The 18541-nt window shown below is 59.9% G+C and carries 19 protein-coding genes; 5 read left to right on the plus strand and 14 right to left on the minus strand.

All coding sequences use genetic code 11. From position 1 onward, the window contains the following. Positions 1-145: 145 nt before the first annotated feature. The gene (locus tag ACQ4WM_RS11590; RefSeq protein ID WP_436546822.1) at positions 146-1096 is read right to left on the minus strand and encodes an aromatic alcohol reductase; all 951 of its coding nucleotides are present in this window, start codon (positions 1094-1096) and stop codon (positions 146-148) included. 137 nt (positions 1097-1233) lie between these two features. On the opposite strand from ACQ4WM_RS11590, the gene ACQ4WM_RS11595 reads away from it, so the two are divergent. After that, complete coding sequence (locus tag ACQ4WM_RS11595; RefSeq protein ID WP_436546823.1) at positions 1234-2145, plus strand: LysR family transcriptional regulator; 912 nt, start codon at positions 1234-1236, stop codon at positions 2143-2145. A gap of 153 nt (positions 2146-2298) precedes the next feature. Next, positions 2299-2832 carry a demethoxyubiquinone hydroxylase family protein gene (locus ACQ4WM_RS11600; protein WP_436546824.1) on the plus strand — a complete coding sequence of 178 codons (534 nt, stop codon included), beginning with the start codon at positions 2299-2301 and terminating at the stop codon, positions 2830-2832. A gap of 57 nt (positions 2833-2889) precedes the next feature. Here ACQ4WM_RS11600 and ACQ4WM_RS11605 read toward each other — a convergent pair whose 3' ends face one another. From ACQ4WM_RS11605 to rpsP, 7 genes are all read right to left on the minus strand, one after another. Then, positions 2890-3216, minus strand: coding sequence for a DUF3579 domain-containing protein (locus ACQ4WM_RS11605; RefSeq protein WP_436546825.1), 327 nt, complete (start codon positions 3214-3216; stop codon positions 2890-2892). A gap of 214 nt (positions 3217-3430) precedes the next feature. Continuing rightward, the gene (locus tag ACQ4WM_RS11610; protein WP_436546826.1) at positions 3431-4390 is read right to left on the minus strand and encodes a CobD/CbiB family protein; all 960 of its coding nucleotides are present in this window, start codon (positions 4388-4390) and stop codon (positions 3431-3433) included. Positions 4391-4497: 107 nt separating this feature from the next. Continuing rightward, on the minus strand, positions 4498-5160 hold the full coding sequence (locus ACQ4WM_RS11615) for a CoA pyrophosphatase (RefSeq protein ID WP_436546827.1): 663 nt from the start codon (positions 5158-5160) through the stop codon (positions 4498-4500). 75 nt (positions 5161-5235) lie between these two features. Further along, positions 5236-5619, minus strand: a complete 384-nt coding sequence (gene rplS / locus ACQ4WM_RS11620) for a 50S ribosomal protein L19 (protein ID WP_035825414.1) — start codon at positions 5617-5619, stop codon at positions 5236-5238. A gap of 135 nt (positions 5620-5754) precedes the next feature. Then, positions 5755-6501, minus strand: coding sequence for a tRNA (guanosine(37)-N1)-methyltransferase TrmD (gene trmD, locus ACQ4WM_RS11625; RefSeq protein WP_436546828.1), 747 nt, complete (start codon positions 6499-6501; stop codon positions 5755-5757). 47 nt (positions 6502-6548) lie between these two features. Then, complete coding sequence (gene rimM / locus ACQ4WM_RS11630) at positions 6549-7106, minus strand: ribosome maturation factor RimM (protein WP_436546829.1); 558 nt, start codon at positions 7104-7106, stop codon at positions 6549-6551. 14 nt (positions 7107-7120) lie between these two features. Then, positions 7121-7372, minus strand: a complete 252-nt coding sequence (gene rpsP / locus ACQ4WM_RS11635) for a 30S ribosomal protein S16 (protein ID WP_010395524.1) — start codon at positions 7370-7372, stop codon at positions 7121-7123. A gap of 251 nt (positions 7373-7623) precedes the next feature. Between rpsP and ACQ4WM_RS11640 the strand changes: the two genes are divergently transcribed. Both ACQ4WM_RS11640 and ACQ4WM_RS11645 read left to right on the plus strand, forming a co-directional pair. Next, complete coding sequence (locus ACQ4WM_RS11640; RefSeq protein WP_436546830.1) at positions 7624-8058, plus strand: NINE protein; 435 nt, start codon at positions 7624-7626, stop codon at positions 8056-8058. A gap of 103 nt (positions 8059-8161) precedes the next feature. Further along, positions 8162-8788: a glycine zipper 2TM domain-containing protein gene (locus tag ACQ4WM_RS11645; protein ID WP_436546831.1), complete on the plus strand. Its 627-nt coding sequence runs from the start codon at positions 8162-8164 to the stop codon at positions 8786-8788. 119 nt (positions 8789-8907) lie between these two features. Here the strand turns inward: ACQ4WM_RS11645 and ACQ4WM_RS11650 are convergent, their stop codons facing one another. From ACQ4WM_RS11650 to ACQ4WM_RS11675, 6 genes are all read right to left on the minus strand, one after another. After that, a complete protein-coding gene (locus tag ACQ4WM_RS11650; protein ID WP_436546832.1) occupies positions 8908-10698 on the minus strand; it encodes an acyl-CoA dehydrogenase in 1791 nt (596 codons plus the stop codon). Between the two features lie 91 nt (positions 10699-10789). Next, positions 10790-11722, minus strand: coding sequence for an electron transfer flavoprotein subunit alpha/FixB family protein (locus tag ACQ4WM_RS11655; protein ID WP_436546833.1), 933 nt, complete (start codon positions 11720-11722; stop codon positions 10790-10792). Positions 11723-11761: 39 nt separating this feature from the next. Continuing rightward, a complete protein-coding gene (locus ACQ4WM_RS11660) occupies positions 11762-12511 on the minus strand; it encodes an electron transfer flavoprotein subunit beta/FixA family protein (RefSeq protein WP_436546834.1) in 750 nt (249 codons plus the stop codon). A gap of 241 nt (positions 12512-12752) precedes the next feature. After that, positions 12753-13010, minus strand: a complete 258-nt coding sequence (locus ACQ4WM_RS11665; protein WP_225317265.1) for a sulfurtransferase TusA family protein — start codon at positions 13008-13010, stop codon at positions 12753-12755. Between the two features lie 204 nt (positions 13011-13214). Beyond that, positions 13215-15827 (minus strand): alanine--tRNA ligase, encoded by a 2613-nt coding sequence (gene alaS / locus ACQ4WM_RS11670; protein ID WP_436546835.1) that lies wholly within the window; start codon positions 15825-15827, stop codon positions 13215-13217. An 84-nt stretch (positions 15828-15911) separates the two neighbouring features. Then, positions 15912-16295, minus strand: coding sequence for a Fur family transcriptional regulator (locus tag ACQ4WM_RS11675; protein ID WP_436546836.1), 384 nt, complete (start codon positions 16293-16295; stop codon positions 15912-15914). A gap of 135 nt (positions 16296-16430) precedes the next feature. Here ACQ4WM_RS11675 and ACQ4WM_RS11680 point away from each other — a divergent pair, with 135 nt between their 5' ends. Next, positions 16431-18509 (plus strand): TonB-dependent receptor domain-containing protein, encoded by a 2079-nt coding sequence (locus ACQ4WM_RS11680; protein ID WP_436546837.1) that lies wholly within the window; start codon positions 16431-16433, stop codon positions 18507-18509. The last annotated feature ends 32 nt before the right edge of the window (positions 18510-18541 follow it).

Genomic DNA, 18541 nt, shown 5'->3' on the forward strand with positions numbered 1-18541 from the left:
GCATCAGCTGCAAAAAAAAAGCGGCCCCGGCAAAAACCGGCGCCGCTTTTTTCATGGCCAGACTCGACTACATAAACCTGACAATCCAGCACTCTTGCCTATGCTTCGTTATCTGAACGCATAGCCGATTGTCGGAAACGCTTTTTCAGTCTGGGCCTTCAAGCAGATGGCTCTGCTGCAGCCATGTCCTGGTATCGGTCGTCGGGATATTGCGCATGGCGTTGTATGTGGTGTCCTTATCCCACCACATGCCGTCCCCACGTGCAAAACCAAGCCGATAGCGCGCCATCGCGTCGTCCGGACGCCGTGCGGTTTCGTCGATGAGCATGTCCGTAGTCAGCAACTCCCGGCGGTACCGTTGTCCTGTCACCTCTTCGACGACATCAGCCAGCTCACGGTAAGAGAGCGTATCGCTCGCAACATAGACGATCTCGTTTGCGATTCTCGGTCGATCGAGCAAAATGTCGGTCGTCAGCCGGCCGATGTCGTCGGGAGTCGTGACGGTTACTTTCGTATCCCAGCTTCCCAAGCCCCGCACAACTTCCGCAGTCAGATCAACCAGCCCGAAAGCCGGCTCGAAAAGAAAACTTGTAAACATCCCTGTCGATACGATGACCCATTCAGTACGAGTCTGCATTCGCAGCAATGTCCTCACCTCGTACTGTTCATCGAAGACGGGCTGGCCGCTACCCTTGCCGACGATGTCGTAGTTCACGCCGAACTGCCAGGGGAAATACCGTGATACGCCGGCCCGCAGAACCGCACTCGTGAGCCTGAGTTGCGTTCCAGGACCCGCCACGAATCCGGTGCAATTAATCACGGTATGAAATCGGCCTAGCAGTGCTGTCAACTCGTCGTCGGAGCAAGCAACGAGGTCGAAGGGAAGCAGACGTACATTTGAGGCACGCAGTTCATGATAGTTGCGTGCCTGTTCCGGCCCAGGGGCGGCAAGGGAATGTGGCGATACCAGAACTGCAAGGGGAGTGACTGTGCCCGTGCGGCGCAGCACAAGGTGGCGCACAATGGCCATGCCCAGCTCACCAGCACCAAGCACAAGCATGTTGTCGAGTTCCATATGGTTGAGGTCGTTATTCATGCTATTCCTGTTCAGAGAGTTCAATATGGAATGAAGTATAGGGAGTACCGATCACTGCCATAAGCCCCCGGATCATGATTTTCGAGTTGCAAAAAATGGGATAATCAACGTCTTTTTTGTCATTTCAGGAACTTGCTTTGGACAAGATTCGTGCCATGAAGATTTTTTCCCGCGTCGTTGAGGCAGGCAGTTTTGCCGGGGCTGCGAAAACGCTGTCACTCCCGCGCTCAACCGTGAGCAGATCTGTCCAGGAGCTGGAGAAGGCGCTTGGGGTAAGCCTGTTGCAGCGCACAACAAGAAGCTTGCGCCTTACAAGCAATGGCAGCTTTTACCACGACCATTGTCGCCAGATGCTTCAGGAGATCGAAAGCGTGGAGGCGTCGCTGTCCGACAGTACAATGCAGCCCCGTGGCCGGCTGCGTGTCGATATGACTTCGTCGTTCGCCCGCACGGTTGTGTTGCCGACCATTGACGGCTTTCTGACCCGCTACCCGAACCTTGACATCGTTCTCACGCTTGGAGACCGGCCCGTTGACATCATCCAGGAGGGACTCGACTGCGTAGTGCGCTCGGGGACGCCAGAGTCGTCGGCGCTGCTCGTGGCCAAACATATCGGCAGCTTCGACTGGATTACCTGCGCGTCGCCCGACTACCTGGCGCAGCACGGCATGCCACGTTCCCTGGAAGACCTTGGCCATCATCATGTCATTGAGTTTCATTCCGGGCGCACCGGACGCGCTATCGAGTGGTGTTTCGGTGCAGAGAATGGAGAACATCTGTTCAGAAGTCGCGGCCGACTTGCAGTCAATGACACCGACGCCTACATCAGCTGCGGTCTGGAGGGCCTTGGCATAATCCGTATTGCAGGTTTCCTGGCTAGGCCACATTTGAAAGCAGGAAATTTGGTGAGGATTCTTCCAGACGAACATGGGCTTCCGGTTCCACTTTCCGTGCTATACCCGCGCAGCCGGCATCTTTCTCCCGCAGTACGCGCTTTCGTTGACTGGATGACAGTGTTGCTACAGGACACGGACACGCAAGAAGCATAGCAAAGCGTTTTCGGATACTTTAACTTTCGGCGATTGCAGGATCTCCTGAGTGGTTGCGTGGAAGGCAAAAGCCGACGTTCGCTGATGTGCCATTGAGCTTTCCTGCTTCGTCAACACACCTCCGTATCCATGAGTAAAAGGAAGGCCGTGATAATGGATCATAAGGCCCGCGCAGTCGTCAACGTCGGACGAATCTTGAAAGTAAACCACGCAGGTGAGCACGGTGCCGTTCATATTTATGCCGGTCAGATACTGGCCGTACGGCTGAGGGCAAAAGCTCTGGCCAAAGAGCTGGCGGATTTCAAGACACATGAAGAAAATCATCGCGCAATTTTTGCGGGTGAACTACAACGACGAGGCTTGCGGCGGTGTCGCAGCTACTGGTTGTGTGCTACGGGAGGCTACGTTCTTGGCATTGCAAGCGGCCTGCTAGGCGATAAGGCAGTCGCTGCAACGACGATAGCTGTAGAGCGGGTTGTCATTCGCCACCTTCAGCAGCAACTGGCCGACATAGGCAACAGCGATCCAGCGGCTACCTCGGCAATCATGCAGATTCTTAAAGAAGAACAACATCACCACGACCATTCTGCGTCTCGGCTAAGTGATCCGAGGCGACTGGACCGGGCAATTGACACTGTAGTGTCGTGCGCAACGGAAGCGACGATCTGGATGGGCATGAGACTTTGAGCGCCGGCTGGGTGGCAGTGCGCAGCAGCAGGCAAGCGCACTGCGCCGGTAGAGAGATTACTTCGGCGGCAGGAAGCAGGCTTCGACGATCTGCAAATCGTTGTCCTTGGCAAACTCACGCACGAAGTGCAAGGCCAGCGGCTCGATCTCGCGCAGCTTGGTGTTCACGACCACCGACTTGACGCCATTGACGATGGTTGGACGCACGTAGGGAGAGTATTGCAGGTGGGCATTGCGCCCGCCACCCTCGGGATTGAAACAGGACATCACTCCGCACAGGCGTTCGGCCCAATCACTGGGGCGAAATTGCTTGCCATTGCTGGTGAGACCAAGGATGAAGAACTCGTCTGAGAGTTCTCCGTTGTTTTGAGATAACTCGGCCATGTGGCTTGTCGGGACTTGATTGCGTGAATGGCCCCGGCGGGTAAGCCGGGCTGGTAGTTCAGTGCGTCTTGCGGACAGTCAGTATTATATCTTATAGAAGACTTGGGTTCTACCTCCATCTGTCCATACCTGCCGGCCAGATGCCAAAGGGGCCGACACACTTGCGGCGCCAGCCCCTTATTCTAATCGAATTGCGCCTGCTCCATGACGCGTATCAACCGAGGAAAATCGCGCCAGACAACAGCAACAGCAACAGCATCCATAGCAGCAAGGCGCGCCAGACCAGGCCCACCGTGCTTTGCAGGGCGCGCACGCCGGGCTCGTCGCCGGGCAGGACATCGCTTTCGCTGTCGCTGTCGTCGATGGCCATGTCGGGCGTACTCAGCACGCGGGCGGCGGTTTCCGCTGGCGTGCCCAGGCGCACGCCCATGGCGCCGCCGCCGGCTGTCAGGATGATGCCGATCGCTTCGTCGTACCAGCGATGGGCGAAATTGCGCCAGGCGTAGATGGCGTCTTCAAAGTTGCCGACCACGGCAAAGGCGACCGCAGTCAGGCGCACGGGAATCCAGTCTATCCAGTAAAAAGCGCGCGCGGCAAACAGGCCGAACGCTTCATTGCGCATGTGCTCGGGCTCGTTCCAGGCGCGCGCCAGGTATTCGGCCACGCGGTACATCACGGCACCGGCCGGACCGAGCGGCATCATGAACCAGAAGAAAACGCCGAACACATTGCGATGCGTGGTGATCAGGGCTTTTTCGACGGCGATGCGTGAAATTTCATTGCTGTCCATGCCTACCGTGTCGAGCTTGGTCCATTCCGCCAGCAAGGTACGCGCGGCGGGCTCGTCACCGGCGCTCAAGGCCAGCTGTATCGACGTGAAGTAATGGCTGTAGTGGCGAAAACCCAAGGTCAGGTAGACGATCAGCACATTCCAGGCAAACGACACCAGGGTCAGCTCGTAATACTTCAGCACCCAGTGAATGCCGGCCGCGGGGATCATCAGCATGCCCATCATTAAAAACCAGCCGATGCGGCCGTGGCTGGCGTGGCCAGCGTTGAACCAGGTCTCCATGCGCATCGCCATGCTTTTGATTTCGGCGTAGATGATATTGTCCGCGCGCAAAGGCTTGAGCTGCTCTATCAGTAGTGCGCAAAGTATGGAGAAAAATGTCATCGATGGTCCCTTTTGTCTTTTACTGCAATACCGCAATGCCCGCTACGATAACGCAGTGCAGTGCTGGAATCAAACTTATTACAATTGAAGTCGATATATGGACCAGCTTACCCGGCGCGCAAGAGGTGAAACAGGTTCCTCAGCATGCCGGCGGTGGCGCCCCAAATGTAAAATCGCTCGTACGGCATGGCGTAGAAGGAGCGGCGCCCGCCCGGCAATTCCACCGACAGGCGCTGGTGATTCAGGCCATTCATCAGAAACGCCAGCGGCACTTCGAAAATTTCCGCCACTTCGGACGGATCGGCGCGCAGTTCGAACGGCGGCGTGACCAGGCCCACCACGGGCGTGACCTGGTAGCCGGTGCCGGTCAGGTAATCGGGCAGCTGGCCCAGCACTTCCACGTGGGTGCGCGCCAGGCCCACTTCTTCTTCCGTTTCGCGCAGCGCCGTGGCGACCGCCGAGACGTCATACGCTTCGCTGCGGCCACCGGGAAAGCTGACCTGCCCGGCATGGCTGCTCAGGTGATCGGTGCGCATGGTCAGCAGTATCGTCAAGCCTTCGGGGCGCTGCACCAGCGGGATCAGCACGGCAGCCGGCACAGGCTCGGCGCGGGCGGATAAAAAATCTTGGGTGATCTCGGGCTGCCAGTCGGGCGGCGAGGACAGGCGCTGGCGCAAGGCCTCCGGCGTCATGCGCGCGGCGTCCAGCGCGGCTTCGCCGGCAATCGAATCGACAGCCAGTTTTTTCGGGTCAAACGCGATAGTTGCCATGCTAACAGCCTCCAGCTCCAGAAATAAAAAAGGGGCACCCATAGGCACCCCCTCTTCCAAACGCAGACGCTGGTATTACGCGCTTGCTTTCGCCACAACGCGGCGGTTTGGCAATTTTTCTTTGATACGCGCCGATTTACCCGAACGCTCACGCAGATAGTACAGCTTGGCGCGGCGAACATCACCACGGCGTTTCACTTCGATCGAAGCGATCAGCGGCGAGTACAGCTGGAACGTACGCTCGACGCCTTCGCCGGACGAGATCTTGCGAACGATGAAGTTCGAGTTCAGGCCACGGTTACGACGGGAGATAACGACGCCTTCGTATGCCTGGGCGCGCTTGCGCGTACCTTCGACCACGTTGACGCTGACGATGACGGTATCGCCTGGTGCGAAGTCAGGAATCGATTTACCCAGACGGGCGATCTCTTCTTGCTCTAATTGTTGAATCAAGTCCATTTTATAACTCCGAAAGCCATCATGCCGGCGCACTGTGGATAGCTGACTATCCGCCCGGTAGAGGATGGGTACTGCACTATTTGGGCAACATGCCCGGCACTGCAAGGCCACCCTGCTTGCCGTTCTGAAAACGACTTACAGGCTGGCCAGGAATTGTTCGTCGGCACGGCTAAGCAAGCCGGCGGCGCGCGCGCTGATCAACAGATCAGGACGCTTCTTTGCGGTCGCTTCCAGCATGCGCTGGCGACGCCACTTGACGATCTCGGCATGGTTGCCACCCATCAAAACGGGCGGCACGCTCGTGCCTTCATACATTTCCGGCCGCGTATAGTGCGGCGAATCGAGCAAGCCATTGACAAAGCTGTCTTCGACCGCCGACGCTTGGGTGTTCAACACACCGGGCAACAGCCGGATCACCGCGTCCATCAGCGCCATGGCGGGCAACTCACCGCCCGACAACACGAAGTCGCCGACGCTGATTTCCTCGTCGACGCAACGGTCCAGCAGGCGCTGGTCCACGGCTTCATAGCGGCCACACAAAATCACCAGGCCAGGTTCGGCCTTCAGTTGCGTGACACGCTCATGCGTCAGGGCGCGGCCTTGCGGCGACATGAACACCACGCGCGGCGCGGCCAGACCGAGGTCGTGCTGGCGCTGCTTTGCGGCATTGATGCTGGCTTCAAGCGGCCTGGCCATCATCACCATGCCGGGGCCGCCGCCATATGGGCGGTCATCCACGGTACGGTGATTGTCAATCGTGAAATCACGGGGATTCCACAAGGACAAACCACATTTTTGCTGCTCGAAGGCACGCCGGGTAACCCCCGACTGCGTCAGCGCGGCAAACATTTCAGGAAACAGGGTTACGACATCAAACTGCATCGCATCCCCACCCAAACATGTTGCCCATCGCGATCAGCGCAGGCGGCTTAATAATCGAGGCCCCAGTCGACCGTGATCTTGCCGGCGACTTTGTCTACATTGATGACAAACTGGCCGACAAACGGGATCAGGCGCTCGGGCGCCTTTTCAACGGACTCATCGGCAGTGGCGACAGGGGTGACGCGCAAGATCGACTGCGGACCATTGCTCATCATGTCGTGCACTGTGCCGAGGCACTCGCCTTGCAAATTCTCGACTGTCAGCCCGATCAGATCGGACCAGTAAAACTCATCGGCATCCAGCGTCGGGAAATGGCTACGCGGAATTTGCACGGATACGCCTTTCAGCGCTTCCGCGGCATCCCGCCCGACCACACCCACCAGCTGGGCCACGACGTCGCCGCCGTGCAACTTCGCCTGCCTGACTTGAACGTCATGCAAGCTCGGTTTATCAATCCACCAGGTTTTGACACTTAACAATGCATCCGCGTCGTCGGAGAAAGGAGTGATCCTGACTCCGCCCGCAATGCCATAGGCACCGGAGACATAGCCTACCTGTACCAGGTCATCGGGGACTTTCACCCCGGATGCAGTGTTGACCGTCAAACCAGTGATCTGAATTAAGCTGCTGCTTTGTTGTTGCTGGCAACCAGGCGAGCAACGGTTGGCGACAATTGTGCGCCAACGCCTTGCCAGTAGGCCAGACGGTCTGCGGTAATACGCAGTGGAACTTCGCCACCTTGCGCCATCGGGTTGTAAAAACCGATACGCTCAATGAAGCGACCATCGCGGCGATTGCGCGAGTCAGTAGCGACGATGTTGAAGAACGGGCGCTTCTTGGCGCCTCCACGAGCTAAACGAATAACGACCATAATATTTCCAAAAAGTGTGCTGAGGCGGAAAAAGCCGCAAATTATAGCGCGCTTTACCGCCAGGCAGCAAGCGTTATGATGACGGGCGTGTAATTTGGGCTAATCAAACATTATGACCATTCAGGGCCGAAGACGCAATAGGCGCGTGCGCCTATCGACCCTGGCGCCACAGTGCAAGACTGTTTTATTCACCACAAGCGGTGCGCTTTGACCGATACTTGATCTTCTTATCGCTGCGCCACCGGAACGCCATGACCACCACGACGATCTTGCAACATTCGCACAAGAACAAGGCTCTTACTTCGCTGCTGGCCTTTCTGCTGGGCTTGCTGGGCGCGCATCGTTTCTACCTGCATGGCGCCACCGACCGCTGGGGCTGGCTGCACGTAGCGGCCCTGCCCGCCAGCCTGGCATTGCGCCAGCTGTTTCCCGGTGCCGACTGGTTTTACCAGCTGCTGCCTTTGACCGTGTCGGCCGTGGTCGGCTTCCTCGAGGCGCTGGTGCTGGGGCTGATGTCGGATGAAAAATGGGATGCACGCTATAACCCAGGTTCCGGCCAGACCTCGGACACAGGCTGGCCGCTGGCGGTGGTGCTGGTCGCCACCCTGATGCTGGGCGCGGGCACCCTGATCGCCACCATGGCGCGCTTTTTTGACCTGTTATATACGGGCGGCGCCTACGGCTGACAGGACAGCCAAACCCGCGCACGACCGTGTTGGCATAGCAATCATGCTTTTCCTCTATACTGTACGTACCACCAGCATCGCTGGTCGCTTATTGGAGAAGATCATGATTCGTCGCCCTACCCTTATCGCCGCCCTCGCACTGGCCGGCCTGTTCAGCACGCCCGCCTTTGCCCAGAATAATATGTCGCCGAAGGCGCAATACGCCTACGACAGCAAGCAAGCCAGTACCCGCTATGCGGATGACAAAAAATTGTGTGCTGAAGAAACCTCGTCGAAAGCGCGCATGCAGTGCCTGCGCGACGCCAAGACCGAATACGACCAGGCCATCATCAACGCCAAGGCCGCGCAAAAGGCCGGCAACTCCTACGCCAGCCAGCCGTCAAAACAGCAGCAAGTGTGCGCCGATTGCGGCAAGGTAGTCGCCGTCAATGTCGTTGAAAAAGCCGGTGAAGGCGGCGCGCTGGGCATGATAGGCGGCGGCGTGGCCGGCGCCCTGCTGGGACGCCAGGTCGGCAGCGGCCGCGGCAAGGACCTGGCCACCCTGGCCGGCGCCGCCGGTGGTGCCTATGCGGGCAAGCAGGTCGAAGGCCATGTGAAAAATTCCAAGGTGTGGAACGTGACGGTGCAATACGAAACCGGCGCCCGCGCCGATTTCGCGTTCGACCAGGATCCGGGCTTGCAGTCGGGCGACCTGGTGCGCAATTCGGGGAATGGCATCACGCGCCGTTAACTGCTGTCTCTCAGCGCGTCACGCCAGCATGACTGGACACGCAACGGAAATCTGGGGTCAGACCCGGCGGGTCTGACCCCGGCTCTCTGCTGCCAACTGCTGGCTTTAGAGAACCCGGCTTAAAACTGCTCTTCGGACAACGCCATCACGCCGGCGCTGCCGTCGATGATGGTCGCCCGCAAGCCTGGCGCCTGCGACAGGATATGGTCGGCAAAGAAACGTGCGGTGGAAATCTTGGCCTTGTAGAAGGCCGCGTCGCCGCTGCCCTCGCCCAGTTTCTGCTGCGCCACCACCGCCGCGCGCGCCATCTGCCAGCCACCCAGCACGATGCCGGCCAGTTTCAGATACGGCACGCTGCCGGCAAACACGGCCTTGATATCCGTCTTTATGTTCGCCACCACATAGTCCACCACGGCCTCCAAAGCCGCGCTGCCTTCGGACAGGTGCCGCTGCATGGCCTGGAAGTCGGCACCGCTCAGTTCGCCCAACTGGGCTTCGGTGGCGCGCACCTGGGCAATGATCGCTTTCGCCACCGCACCACCGTCGCGCACCGTCTTGCGACCCACCAGGTCGTTGGCCTGGATCGCTGTCGTGCCTTCGTAGATGGTGAGGATTTTCGCGTCGCGGTAATGCTGGGCGGCGCCCGTTTCTTCGATAAAGCCCATGCCGCCGTGCACCTGCACGCCATCGCGCGCCACATCCTGCGACATTTCCGTCGACCAGCCCTTGATAATCGGCACCAGATATTCATAGGTGGCCAGGCTTTCCGAGCGCACCTGCGCGTCCGGGTGGTGATGGGCGACATCGCTGATGGCTGCGCCCACATAGGCCAGCGCGCGCGCCGCCTCGGTCTGCGAACGCATGGACATCAGCATGCGGCGCACGTCCGGATGGTGGATGATGGACACCGGACCCGGTGAACCGGCCAGGTCGCGCGACTGCACACGGTCTTTCGCGAACGCCACCGCCTGCTGGTAGGCACGCTCGGCCAGGCCGATGCCCTGCAAGCCCACGCCGAAGCGGGCCGCATTCATCATGATGAACATATATTCGAGACCACGGTTTTCCTCGCCCACCAGCGTGCCGATGGCGCCGCCATGGTCGCCGAACTGCAGCACCGCCGTCGGGCTGGCCTTGATGCCCAGCTTGTGCTCGATCGACACGCAGTGCGCGTCGTTGCGCTCACCGAGGCTGCCGTCCGCATTGACGAGAAACTTGGGCACGATAAACAGCGAGATGCCTTTCACGCCAGCAGGCGCATCAGGGGTGCGGGCCAGCACCAGGTGGACAATATTTTCCGCCAGGTCGTGCTCGCCATAGGTAATGTAAATTTTGGTGCCGAACACTTTATAAGTACCATCGGCCTGCGGCACGGCGCGCGTGCGCACGGCGGCCAGGTCGGAGCCTGCTTGCGGCTCGGTCAGATTCATGGTGCCGGTCCACTGGCCCGACACCAGATTTTCCAGGTAGGTAGCTTTCTGCTCGTCGCTGCCGGCCGTCAGCAGCGCTTCGATGGCGCCGTCGGACAGCAAGGCCACCAGCGCGAACGAGATGCTGGCCGAATTGAGCATTTCGATGCACGGCGTGGCCAGCAGCTTGGGCAAGCCCTGGCCGCCAAATTCGGTGGGATGCTGCACGCCCTGCCAGCCCGCTTCGCCATACGCCTTGAAGGCTTCCTTGAAACCCTTCGAGGTCGTCACCTGGCCGTCGTGCCAGAAGCTGGGATCTTTGTCGCTGGGCCAGTTCAGCGGCGCCACCACGCCGCTGCAGAACTTGGCGTTTTCTTCCAGCACAGCCTCGGCTGTATCGGGCGTGGCGTCTTCGCAGCCAGGCAAGGTATGGATGTCGGCCAGGCCGGCCAGTTCGTTCATGACGAACAACATGTCTTTCAGCGGGGCTTGATAGCTCATCTTCTTATCTCCAAGAAAAAAGCCACGCGGCTCGCCGTGTGGGGCGGGCCGGCGTGGCTTCGTAAATCACAAAACCGTTTTAATTCAGGACTTAACCGAGTTCCTTGACCAGTTGCGGCACGATCTCGAACAGATCGCCGACGATGCCGTAGTCGGCCACGGCAAAGATCGGTGCTTCCGGATCCTTGTTGATGGCGACGATGGTCTTCGAGTCCTTCATGCCGGCCAGATGCTGGATCGCGCCGGAAATACCGACCGCGATATACAGCGATGGCGCGACGATCTTGCCGGTCTGGCCAACTTGCCAGTCGTTCGGCACGAAACCGGCGTCAACCGCAGCGCGCGAAGCACCCATGGCGGCGCCCAGCTTGTCGGCCAGCGGCTCGAGGATGTGGAAGTTTTCCGCCGAACCCATGCCACGGCCACCGGAAACGATGATTTTTGCAGCGGTCAGTTCGGGGCGGTCGGACTTGGCCAGCTCGCGGCCCACAAAAGCGGACTTGCCGCTGTCGGCTACGGCCGTGATGGTTTCGGTCGCAGCCGAACCGCCAGTGGCGGGGGCCGAATCGAAACCGGTGGTGCGCACGGTGATGACCTTGATCTTGTCGCCGGACTGCACGGTGGCAATCGCGTTACCGGCGTAGATCGGGCGCTCGAAGGTGTCAGGTGCATCGACCTTGGTGATTTCCGAAATCTGGGCCACGTCCAGCTTGGCGGCCACGCGTGGCAGGATATTCTTGCCGTAGGCGGTGGCTGGCGCCAGGATATGGCTGTAGTTGCCGGCGATGGCCAGCACCTGCTCGGCCACGTTTTCGGCCAGGCCGTCGGCAAAGTACGCCGCGTCGGCGACGATGACTTTGGCCACGCCGGCGATTTGCGCGGCAGCAGCAGCGGCAGCCGACGCGTTCGAACCGGCGATCAGCACGTGCACGTCGCCGCCGCACTGGGCAGCCGCCGTGACGGTGTGGTGGGTACTACCCTTCAAGGTAGCGTTGTCGTGTTCAGCAATAACTAATGCGACCATGATATGTCCTGTAATTGTTCTGGATGACGGCTAAGCCGCTTAGATGACTTTGGCTTCGGTGCGCAGCTTGGCGACCAGTGTCGCCACGTCCGGCACCTTGATGCCGGCCGAGCGCTTGGCCGGTTCCGCTACCTTCAGCGTTTTCAGGCGCGGGGTGACGTCGACGCCCAGGTCTTCCGGCTTGACGGTTTCCAGCGGCTTTTTCTTGGCCTTCATGATGTTCGGCAGGGTCACGTAGCGCGGCTCGTTCAGGCGCAAATCGGTGGTGACGATGGCCGGCAGGGTCAAGGCCAGGGTTTCCAGGCCGCCATCGACTTCGCGCGTGACGGTGACTTTACCGTCTTCCAGCACGACCTTCGAGGCGAAGGTGGCTTGTGGCCAACCCAGCAGCGCCGCCAGCATCTGGCCGGTCTGGTTGCTGTCGTCGTCGATTGCCTGCTTGCCCAGGATAATCAGTTGTGGCTGTTCTTTTTCGGCCAGTGCCTTGACCAGCTTGGCCACGGCCAGCGGTTCGAGTTCGGTGGTGGTTTCAACCAGGATGCCGCGGTCGGCGCCGATGGCCATTGCCGTGCGCAGGGTTTCCTGGCACTGGGTCACGCCGCAGGAGATGGCGACCACTTCGGTGACCTTGCCGGCTTCTTTCAGGCGCATGGCTTCTTCGAGCGCGATCTCATCGAAAGGATTCATCGACATTTTGACGTTGGCGGTATCGACGCCAGTGCCGTCACTCTTGACGCGTACTTTGACGTTGTAGTCGACCACGCGTTTGACGGGTACCAAGACTTTCATAGCTATGCCTTTGGGAAATTATAAAGATGACGGATCAAGTGCTGATTGTGAGGTCGATTATAAGAGAAATTTGAATCTCGAACCGAATTTAAGCACGATCGTGCGATTTTTAGTTAGAACAAACCATCTAAATTGTTTGCGGTGAGGTCGAACGAGGGAGTCTGGCGCTACGCTGCAGGGCAGCAAAACTGCCGCACCCAGGCGCCGTGCGGCCGGCCTGTAGCGGCCGAGCCGGTGAAACTTACTTGCGCTGCATCAGGAAGACAAACTCGGTGCCCGTCTGTACATGCGACAGCAGGGCATTGCCGGTCTGTTTGGCAAAGGCCTGGAAGTCGCGCACGGAACCGGGATCGGTTGCCATGATGCGCAGCACTTCACCGCTTTGCAGCTCTGACAACGCTTTTTTTGCTTTCAGAATCGGCAACGGGCAGTTCAAGCCGCGCGCGTCGAGTTCTTTGTGAAATTCCATAATCTCGGTATCAAGTAGTGTGTCGCTCATCAATATCCCGCCATTGTTTTGTTGTACTGATTTTCGACATACTACTCTAATTCACGGTGATTGACGCGCTGCACCAAAATAGTTCAGTCGCTGTTGTGGAGCCACAACGAGATGCTTCAAAGCAAGACGGCCCGCAAACCAGGTTTGCGGGCCGTCCGAACCAGGCTGCGAGGCACCTGCCCCGCATGCACTGTGGCTTGCGCCTTATTTCACCTTGTCGCCGACCCAGGCCGGCACGCCGGCCAGGGCAGTCGGCAAACCGCTGGCGTCGGTACCGCCGGCCTGCGCCATATCGGGGCGTCCGCCGCCTTTGCCGCCCACTTGCTGTGCAACGAAGTTCACCAGCTCGCCCGCTTTTACGCGCGACGTGGCGTCGGCCGTCACGCCGGCGATCAGGCTGACTTTGCCGTCCGTCACGCTGGCCAGCACGATGGCGGCCGTCTTCAGCTTGTCTTTCAGCTTGTCCATCGTCTCGCGCAAGCGCGCCACGTCGGCGCCTTCGAGCACTGCCGCCAGTACCTTGATGCCGTTCACGTCGACCGCCTGGGTCACCAGTTCATCGCCCTGGCCAGAAGCCAGTTTCGATTTCAGCGCTGCCAGTTCTTTTTCCAGCGCCTTGACATGATCCTGCACCTGGCCGATACGCACGGTCAACTCTTCGGGATTCGACTTGAGCGCCGCAGCAGCGTCGAGCAGCCGGCGATTCATGGTTTGCACCAGCGCCAGCGCACCCTCGCCCGTCACCGCTTCGACGCGGCGAATACCAGCTGCCACGCCGCTTTCGGCGATGATCTTGAACAGGCCGATGTCGCCCGTGCGCTGCACGTGCACGCCACCACACAGCTCTTTCGAGGTACCGATATCGAGCACGCGCACTTCGTCGCCGTATTTCTCGCCGAACAGCGCCATCGCGCCATGTTTCACCGCATCGTCAAACGACATGTGGTGCGACTGCACCGCGTGGTTTTCCAGGATCTCCTTGTTGACGATGGTTTCCACCGCCGCGATCTGCTCCGCCGTCATCGGTGCGTTGTGGCTGAAGTCGAAACGGGTTTTGTCTGGGTCGACCAGCGAACCTTTTTGCGCAACATGGCTGCCCAGCACTTCGCGCAAGGCCTTGTGCATCAGATGGGTGGCCGAGTGGTTGCGGATAGTGCGGCCGCGCTTGCCCGTGTCAACGTCGGCCGAGACCGTATCGCCGACCTTCAGGGTGCCGTTTTCCAGCACGCCATGGTGACCGAACACGTCGGCCTGGATTTTCAGCGTGTCATCAACCTTGAAGGCGGCGTCGCCAGCCGTGATCACGCCCTGGTCTCCGACCTGGCCGCCCGATTCGGCGTAGAACGGCGTGGTGTCGAGCACCACGATGCCGGCCTGGCCGGCAGCCAGCTGCTGCACTTGCGTGCCGGCCGCGTACAGGGCGACGACCTTGCTGCCGAAGCTCAGGCTTTCATAGCCGACGAATTTGTTTTTCTCGCCCGCGTACTCGACCTTGCTGTCCTTGTGCGACTTGCCGCCCTTGCGCGACAGTTCCTGGCTTTCCTTCAGGGCCGCATCGTAGCCTTCCTGGTCGAAACTGATATTGCGTTCGCGGCAGATATCGGCCGTCAGGTCCGGCGGGAAGCCATAGGTTTCGTACAGGGTAAAGGCGGTCGCGCCGTCGATGCCGGTGGCATCCTTGGCCAGCTGGGCTTCCAGCACTTTCATGCCGGTTTCCAGGGTTTCGCCAAAACGCTCTTCTTCGGCCTTGAGCATGCTGGCGACGTTGACCTTGGCTTCTTCCAGCTCCGGGTAGGCGGCGCCCATCTCGATAGCCAGATCCTCGACCAGCTTGTAGAAGAACGGTTTCGTCTGGCCCAGCTTGTGGCCGTGGCGCAGCGCGCGGCGGATGATACGGCGCAGCACATAGGCGCGGCCTTCGCTGCCCGGAATCACGCCATCGACAATCATGAAGGCGACGGCGCGGATATGGTCGGCGATCACGCGCAGCGACTTGTTTTCCAAATCAAGCGCGCCGGTTTCGCGGGCAGCTGCCTTGATCAGATGCTGGAACAGGTCGATCTCGTAGTTCGAATGCACGTGCTGCAGCACGGCGGCCAGACGCTCCATGCCCATGCCGGTGTCGACGCATGGCTTTGGCAGCTTGTGCATCACGCCCGCTTCGTCGCGGTTGAACTGCATGAACACCAGGTTCCAGATTTCGATGAAGCGGTCGCCGTCTTCGTCGGGCGAGCCCGGTGGGCCACCTGGAATGTCGGCTCCGTGGTCGTAGAAGATCTCGGTGCAAGGGCCGCATGGGCCGGTGTCGGCCATCTGCCAGAAATTGTCCGACGCGTAGCGCGCGCCCTTGTTGTCGCCGATGCGGATGATGCGTTCGACCGGTACGCCGATTTCTTTCGCCCAGATGTCATACGCTTCGTCATCTTCGATATACACCGTGACCGTCAGCTTCTCGACCGGCAGGCCGTAAACACGGGTCAGCAGTTCCCAGGCGAAGTGGATGGCATCGCGCTTGAAATAGTCGCCAAAGCTGAAGTTGCCCAGCATTTCAAAGAAGGTGTGGTGGCGCGCCGTGTAGCCGACGTTTTCCAGGTCATTGTGCTTGCCGCCGGCGCGCACGCAGCGCTGCACCGAGGTGGCGCGGGTGTACGGGCGGCTGTCCGTGCCCGTAAACACGTCCTTGAATTGCACCATGCCGCTGTTAGTGAGCAGCAAAGTTGGATCATTGCCGGGCACCAAGGAACTGGAACGGACGATGGAATGGCCCTTGGACTCGAAAAACTTGAGGAACTTGTCGCGGATTTCAGATGATTTCATGTTTTTTTGGCAAAAGGTAGCGGCAGCTTGAAAGGATGGATTATACGTGATATGGCTGCCTGCAATTACGGCAGGCGGCACGGATCAGGCGCTGGCGTTGCAGTCGGCGCAGCGACCGTACAGGGTCAGCTCGTGGCGTTCAACCACGAAGCCCTGTGGCGCCATGCGCTTCAGGTCGCCCGGGCAGTCATGCACGTCGAACACGCGCTGACAGCTGGTGCACTGGAAGTGGTGGTGGTGATGGTTGGCGATTGCATTCGACTCATAGCGCGGGTTTTCGCCAGGCAGTGTCACCACGTGGACTTTTTCTTCCGATACCAGCGATTTCAGGTTGCGGTACACCGTGGCGATGCCCAGCTGCGTCACTTGCAGGCTGGCTTCTTCAAGGATTTCCTGCGCCGACAGCGGGCGCCGGGCCGACTCGATGGCGGCTTGTATAGCGGTTTTTTGACGTGTTGTGCGTTCCATGGCAACAGAATACACCATCCACTCGCGATCAATATAGTGCCAGCAGGTTCACACACTAATGATAATGGGATATCATTATCAAAACATTGCTTGCCCAGACCCTGCAAACACCGCCTTACGACAAGGAATTGATAGATGACCGCAACCCAACACGCACCCACCCCGCTCCACCGCCCCACCCCATTGCGCCTGGCCCTGATGCTGGCCTTTGCCGCTCCCGCCACCGCGCTGGCCCAGCAAGCACCCACCTTGCCGGCCGTGACCGTGTCGGCCAGCGCGCTGTCGCTGGGCAGCGACGACATGAGCACGCCCGTCACCGTGCTCGAAGGCGATGAACTGGTGCGTGCACGCGAGGCCACCCTGGGCGAAACGCTGGCCGGCCAGCCCGGCATTCACTCCAGCCATTTCGGCGCCGGCGCCAGCCGCCCCATTATTCGCGGCATGGACGGCCCGCGCGTGAAAGTGCTGTCCGATGGTGCCGAAGTGCAGGATGCATCGACCATCAGCCCCGACCATGCGGTGGCATCCGAACCGATGCTGGCCGAACAGGTCGAAGTACTGCGCGGCCCATCGGCGCTGGCGTATGGCGGCGGCGCCGTCGGCGGCGTGGTCAATGTGATCGACAATAAAATACCCACCCGCGTGCCGGCCAAGGGTGTCGAAGGCAGCGCGGAACTGCGCGCCAACTCGGCCGCCCGCGAAAAGGCCGGCGCCTTTGAAGTGACCGGCGGCTCGGGCAATTTTGCCTTCCACGCGGAAGGTGTGAAACGCGATGCGAAACAATACAAGGTCGGCAGCGGCTGGGAAGGCGGCTCGACCGTGGCTGGCAGCTACAACGAAACCGACACCGGCAGCGTTGGCGCTTCGTGGGTGGGGTCGCGCGGTTTCCTGGGCCTGGCGTTTACCAGCCAGCGCGCCGAATACGGCCTGCCCGGCCACAACCATGAATTCGAAAGCTGCCACCCGCACGGCACCCACCTGCACTGCGGCGGCCACGACGACCATGAACACGAGGAAGGCGAGGAGCACGATCATGAGCATGAAGAAGAAGGCGCCGTCCCGTACGTAAAACTGAAAAGCGCACGCTGGGACGTGCGCGGCGAACTGCGCGACCCGCTGCCCGGCTTTACCCGCTTGCGCCTGCGCGCCGCGGTTACCGATTACAAGCACGACGAGATCGAAGGCACGGAAGTGGCCACCACCTTTAAAAACAAGGGCCACGACGCGCGGCTGGAAATGGAACATATGCCGCTGGGAGGCTGGCGCGGCGTGGTCGGCCTGCAAACGACCAGGCGCGATTTTTCCGCCCTGGGCGAAGAAGCGTATGTGGCGCCCACCCTGACCAGAAAGCACGCGGCTTTTCTGGTCGAAGAATACAAGCTGTCACAATGGCGCTTCGAAGCGGGCTTGCGCCATGAGTGGCAGGATATCGCCGTCGACAGCGCCACGCTGAAAGATCACAGCACCAAAGGTACTTCGGTTTCGCTGGGCGCCGTGTGGAAGTTCGCGCCCCAGTATTCGCTCGGCTCGACCATCTCGCGCACGCATCGCCTGCCCAGCGCCGAAGAGCTGTACGCCAACGGCGTGCACATGGCCACCGCCACCTATGAGCTGGGCAATGAAAACCTGGGCAAGGAAATTTCGAACAATATCGATGTGACCTTGCGCAAATACGCAGGCGCCACCACGTTTTCGCTGGGCGCCTACCGCAACAAGATAGACAACTATATTTTCGGCTCCACCCTGGACAGCCATGAAGGCTTCCAGCTGATCGAATACGCCCAGCGCGACGCCACCTTCACCGGTATCGAAGGCCAGATCCACCAGCAACTGAACCCGATCTTCGGCGCCAGCGTATTCGGTGATGATGTGCGGGCAAAGCTGGCCGATGACGGCGGCAATCTGCCGCGTATCCCGGCCCGGCGCCTGGGCGTGAAATTCGACGCCAACTGGCAGGCCTGGAATGGCGTGGCCGAGTTCTACAGGGTCGGCAAGCAAGACAAGGTCGCCGCCTTCGAGACAGCCACGCCTGGCTACAATATGCTGAACCTGTCGGCCAGCTACCACGCCCGCATAGCCGGTACGCCGACCCTGTTCTACCTGAAGGCGAACAACCTGACGAACGAACTGGCGTACAGCCACACTTCGTTTATCAAGAATGCGGCGCCGTTGATGGGGCGTAATCTGACGGCGGGGGTCAGGGTCACGTTTTAAGCTGTTTGACCTTTAAGCCCAAAACGCAAGGA

The organism is Janthinobacterium longum, assembly GCF_051380735.1.
Classification (GTDB): Bacteria; Pseudomonadota; Gammaproteobacteria; order Burkholderiales; family Burkholderiaceae_D; genus Janthinobacterium.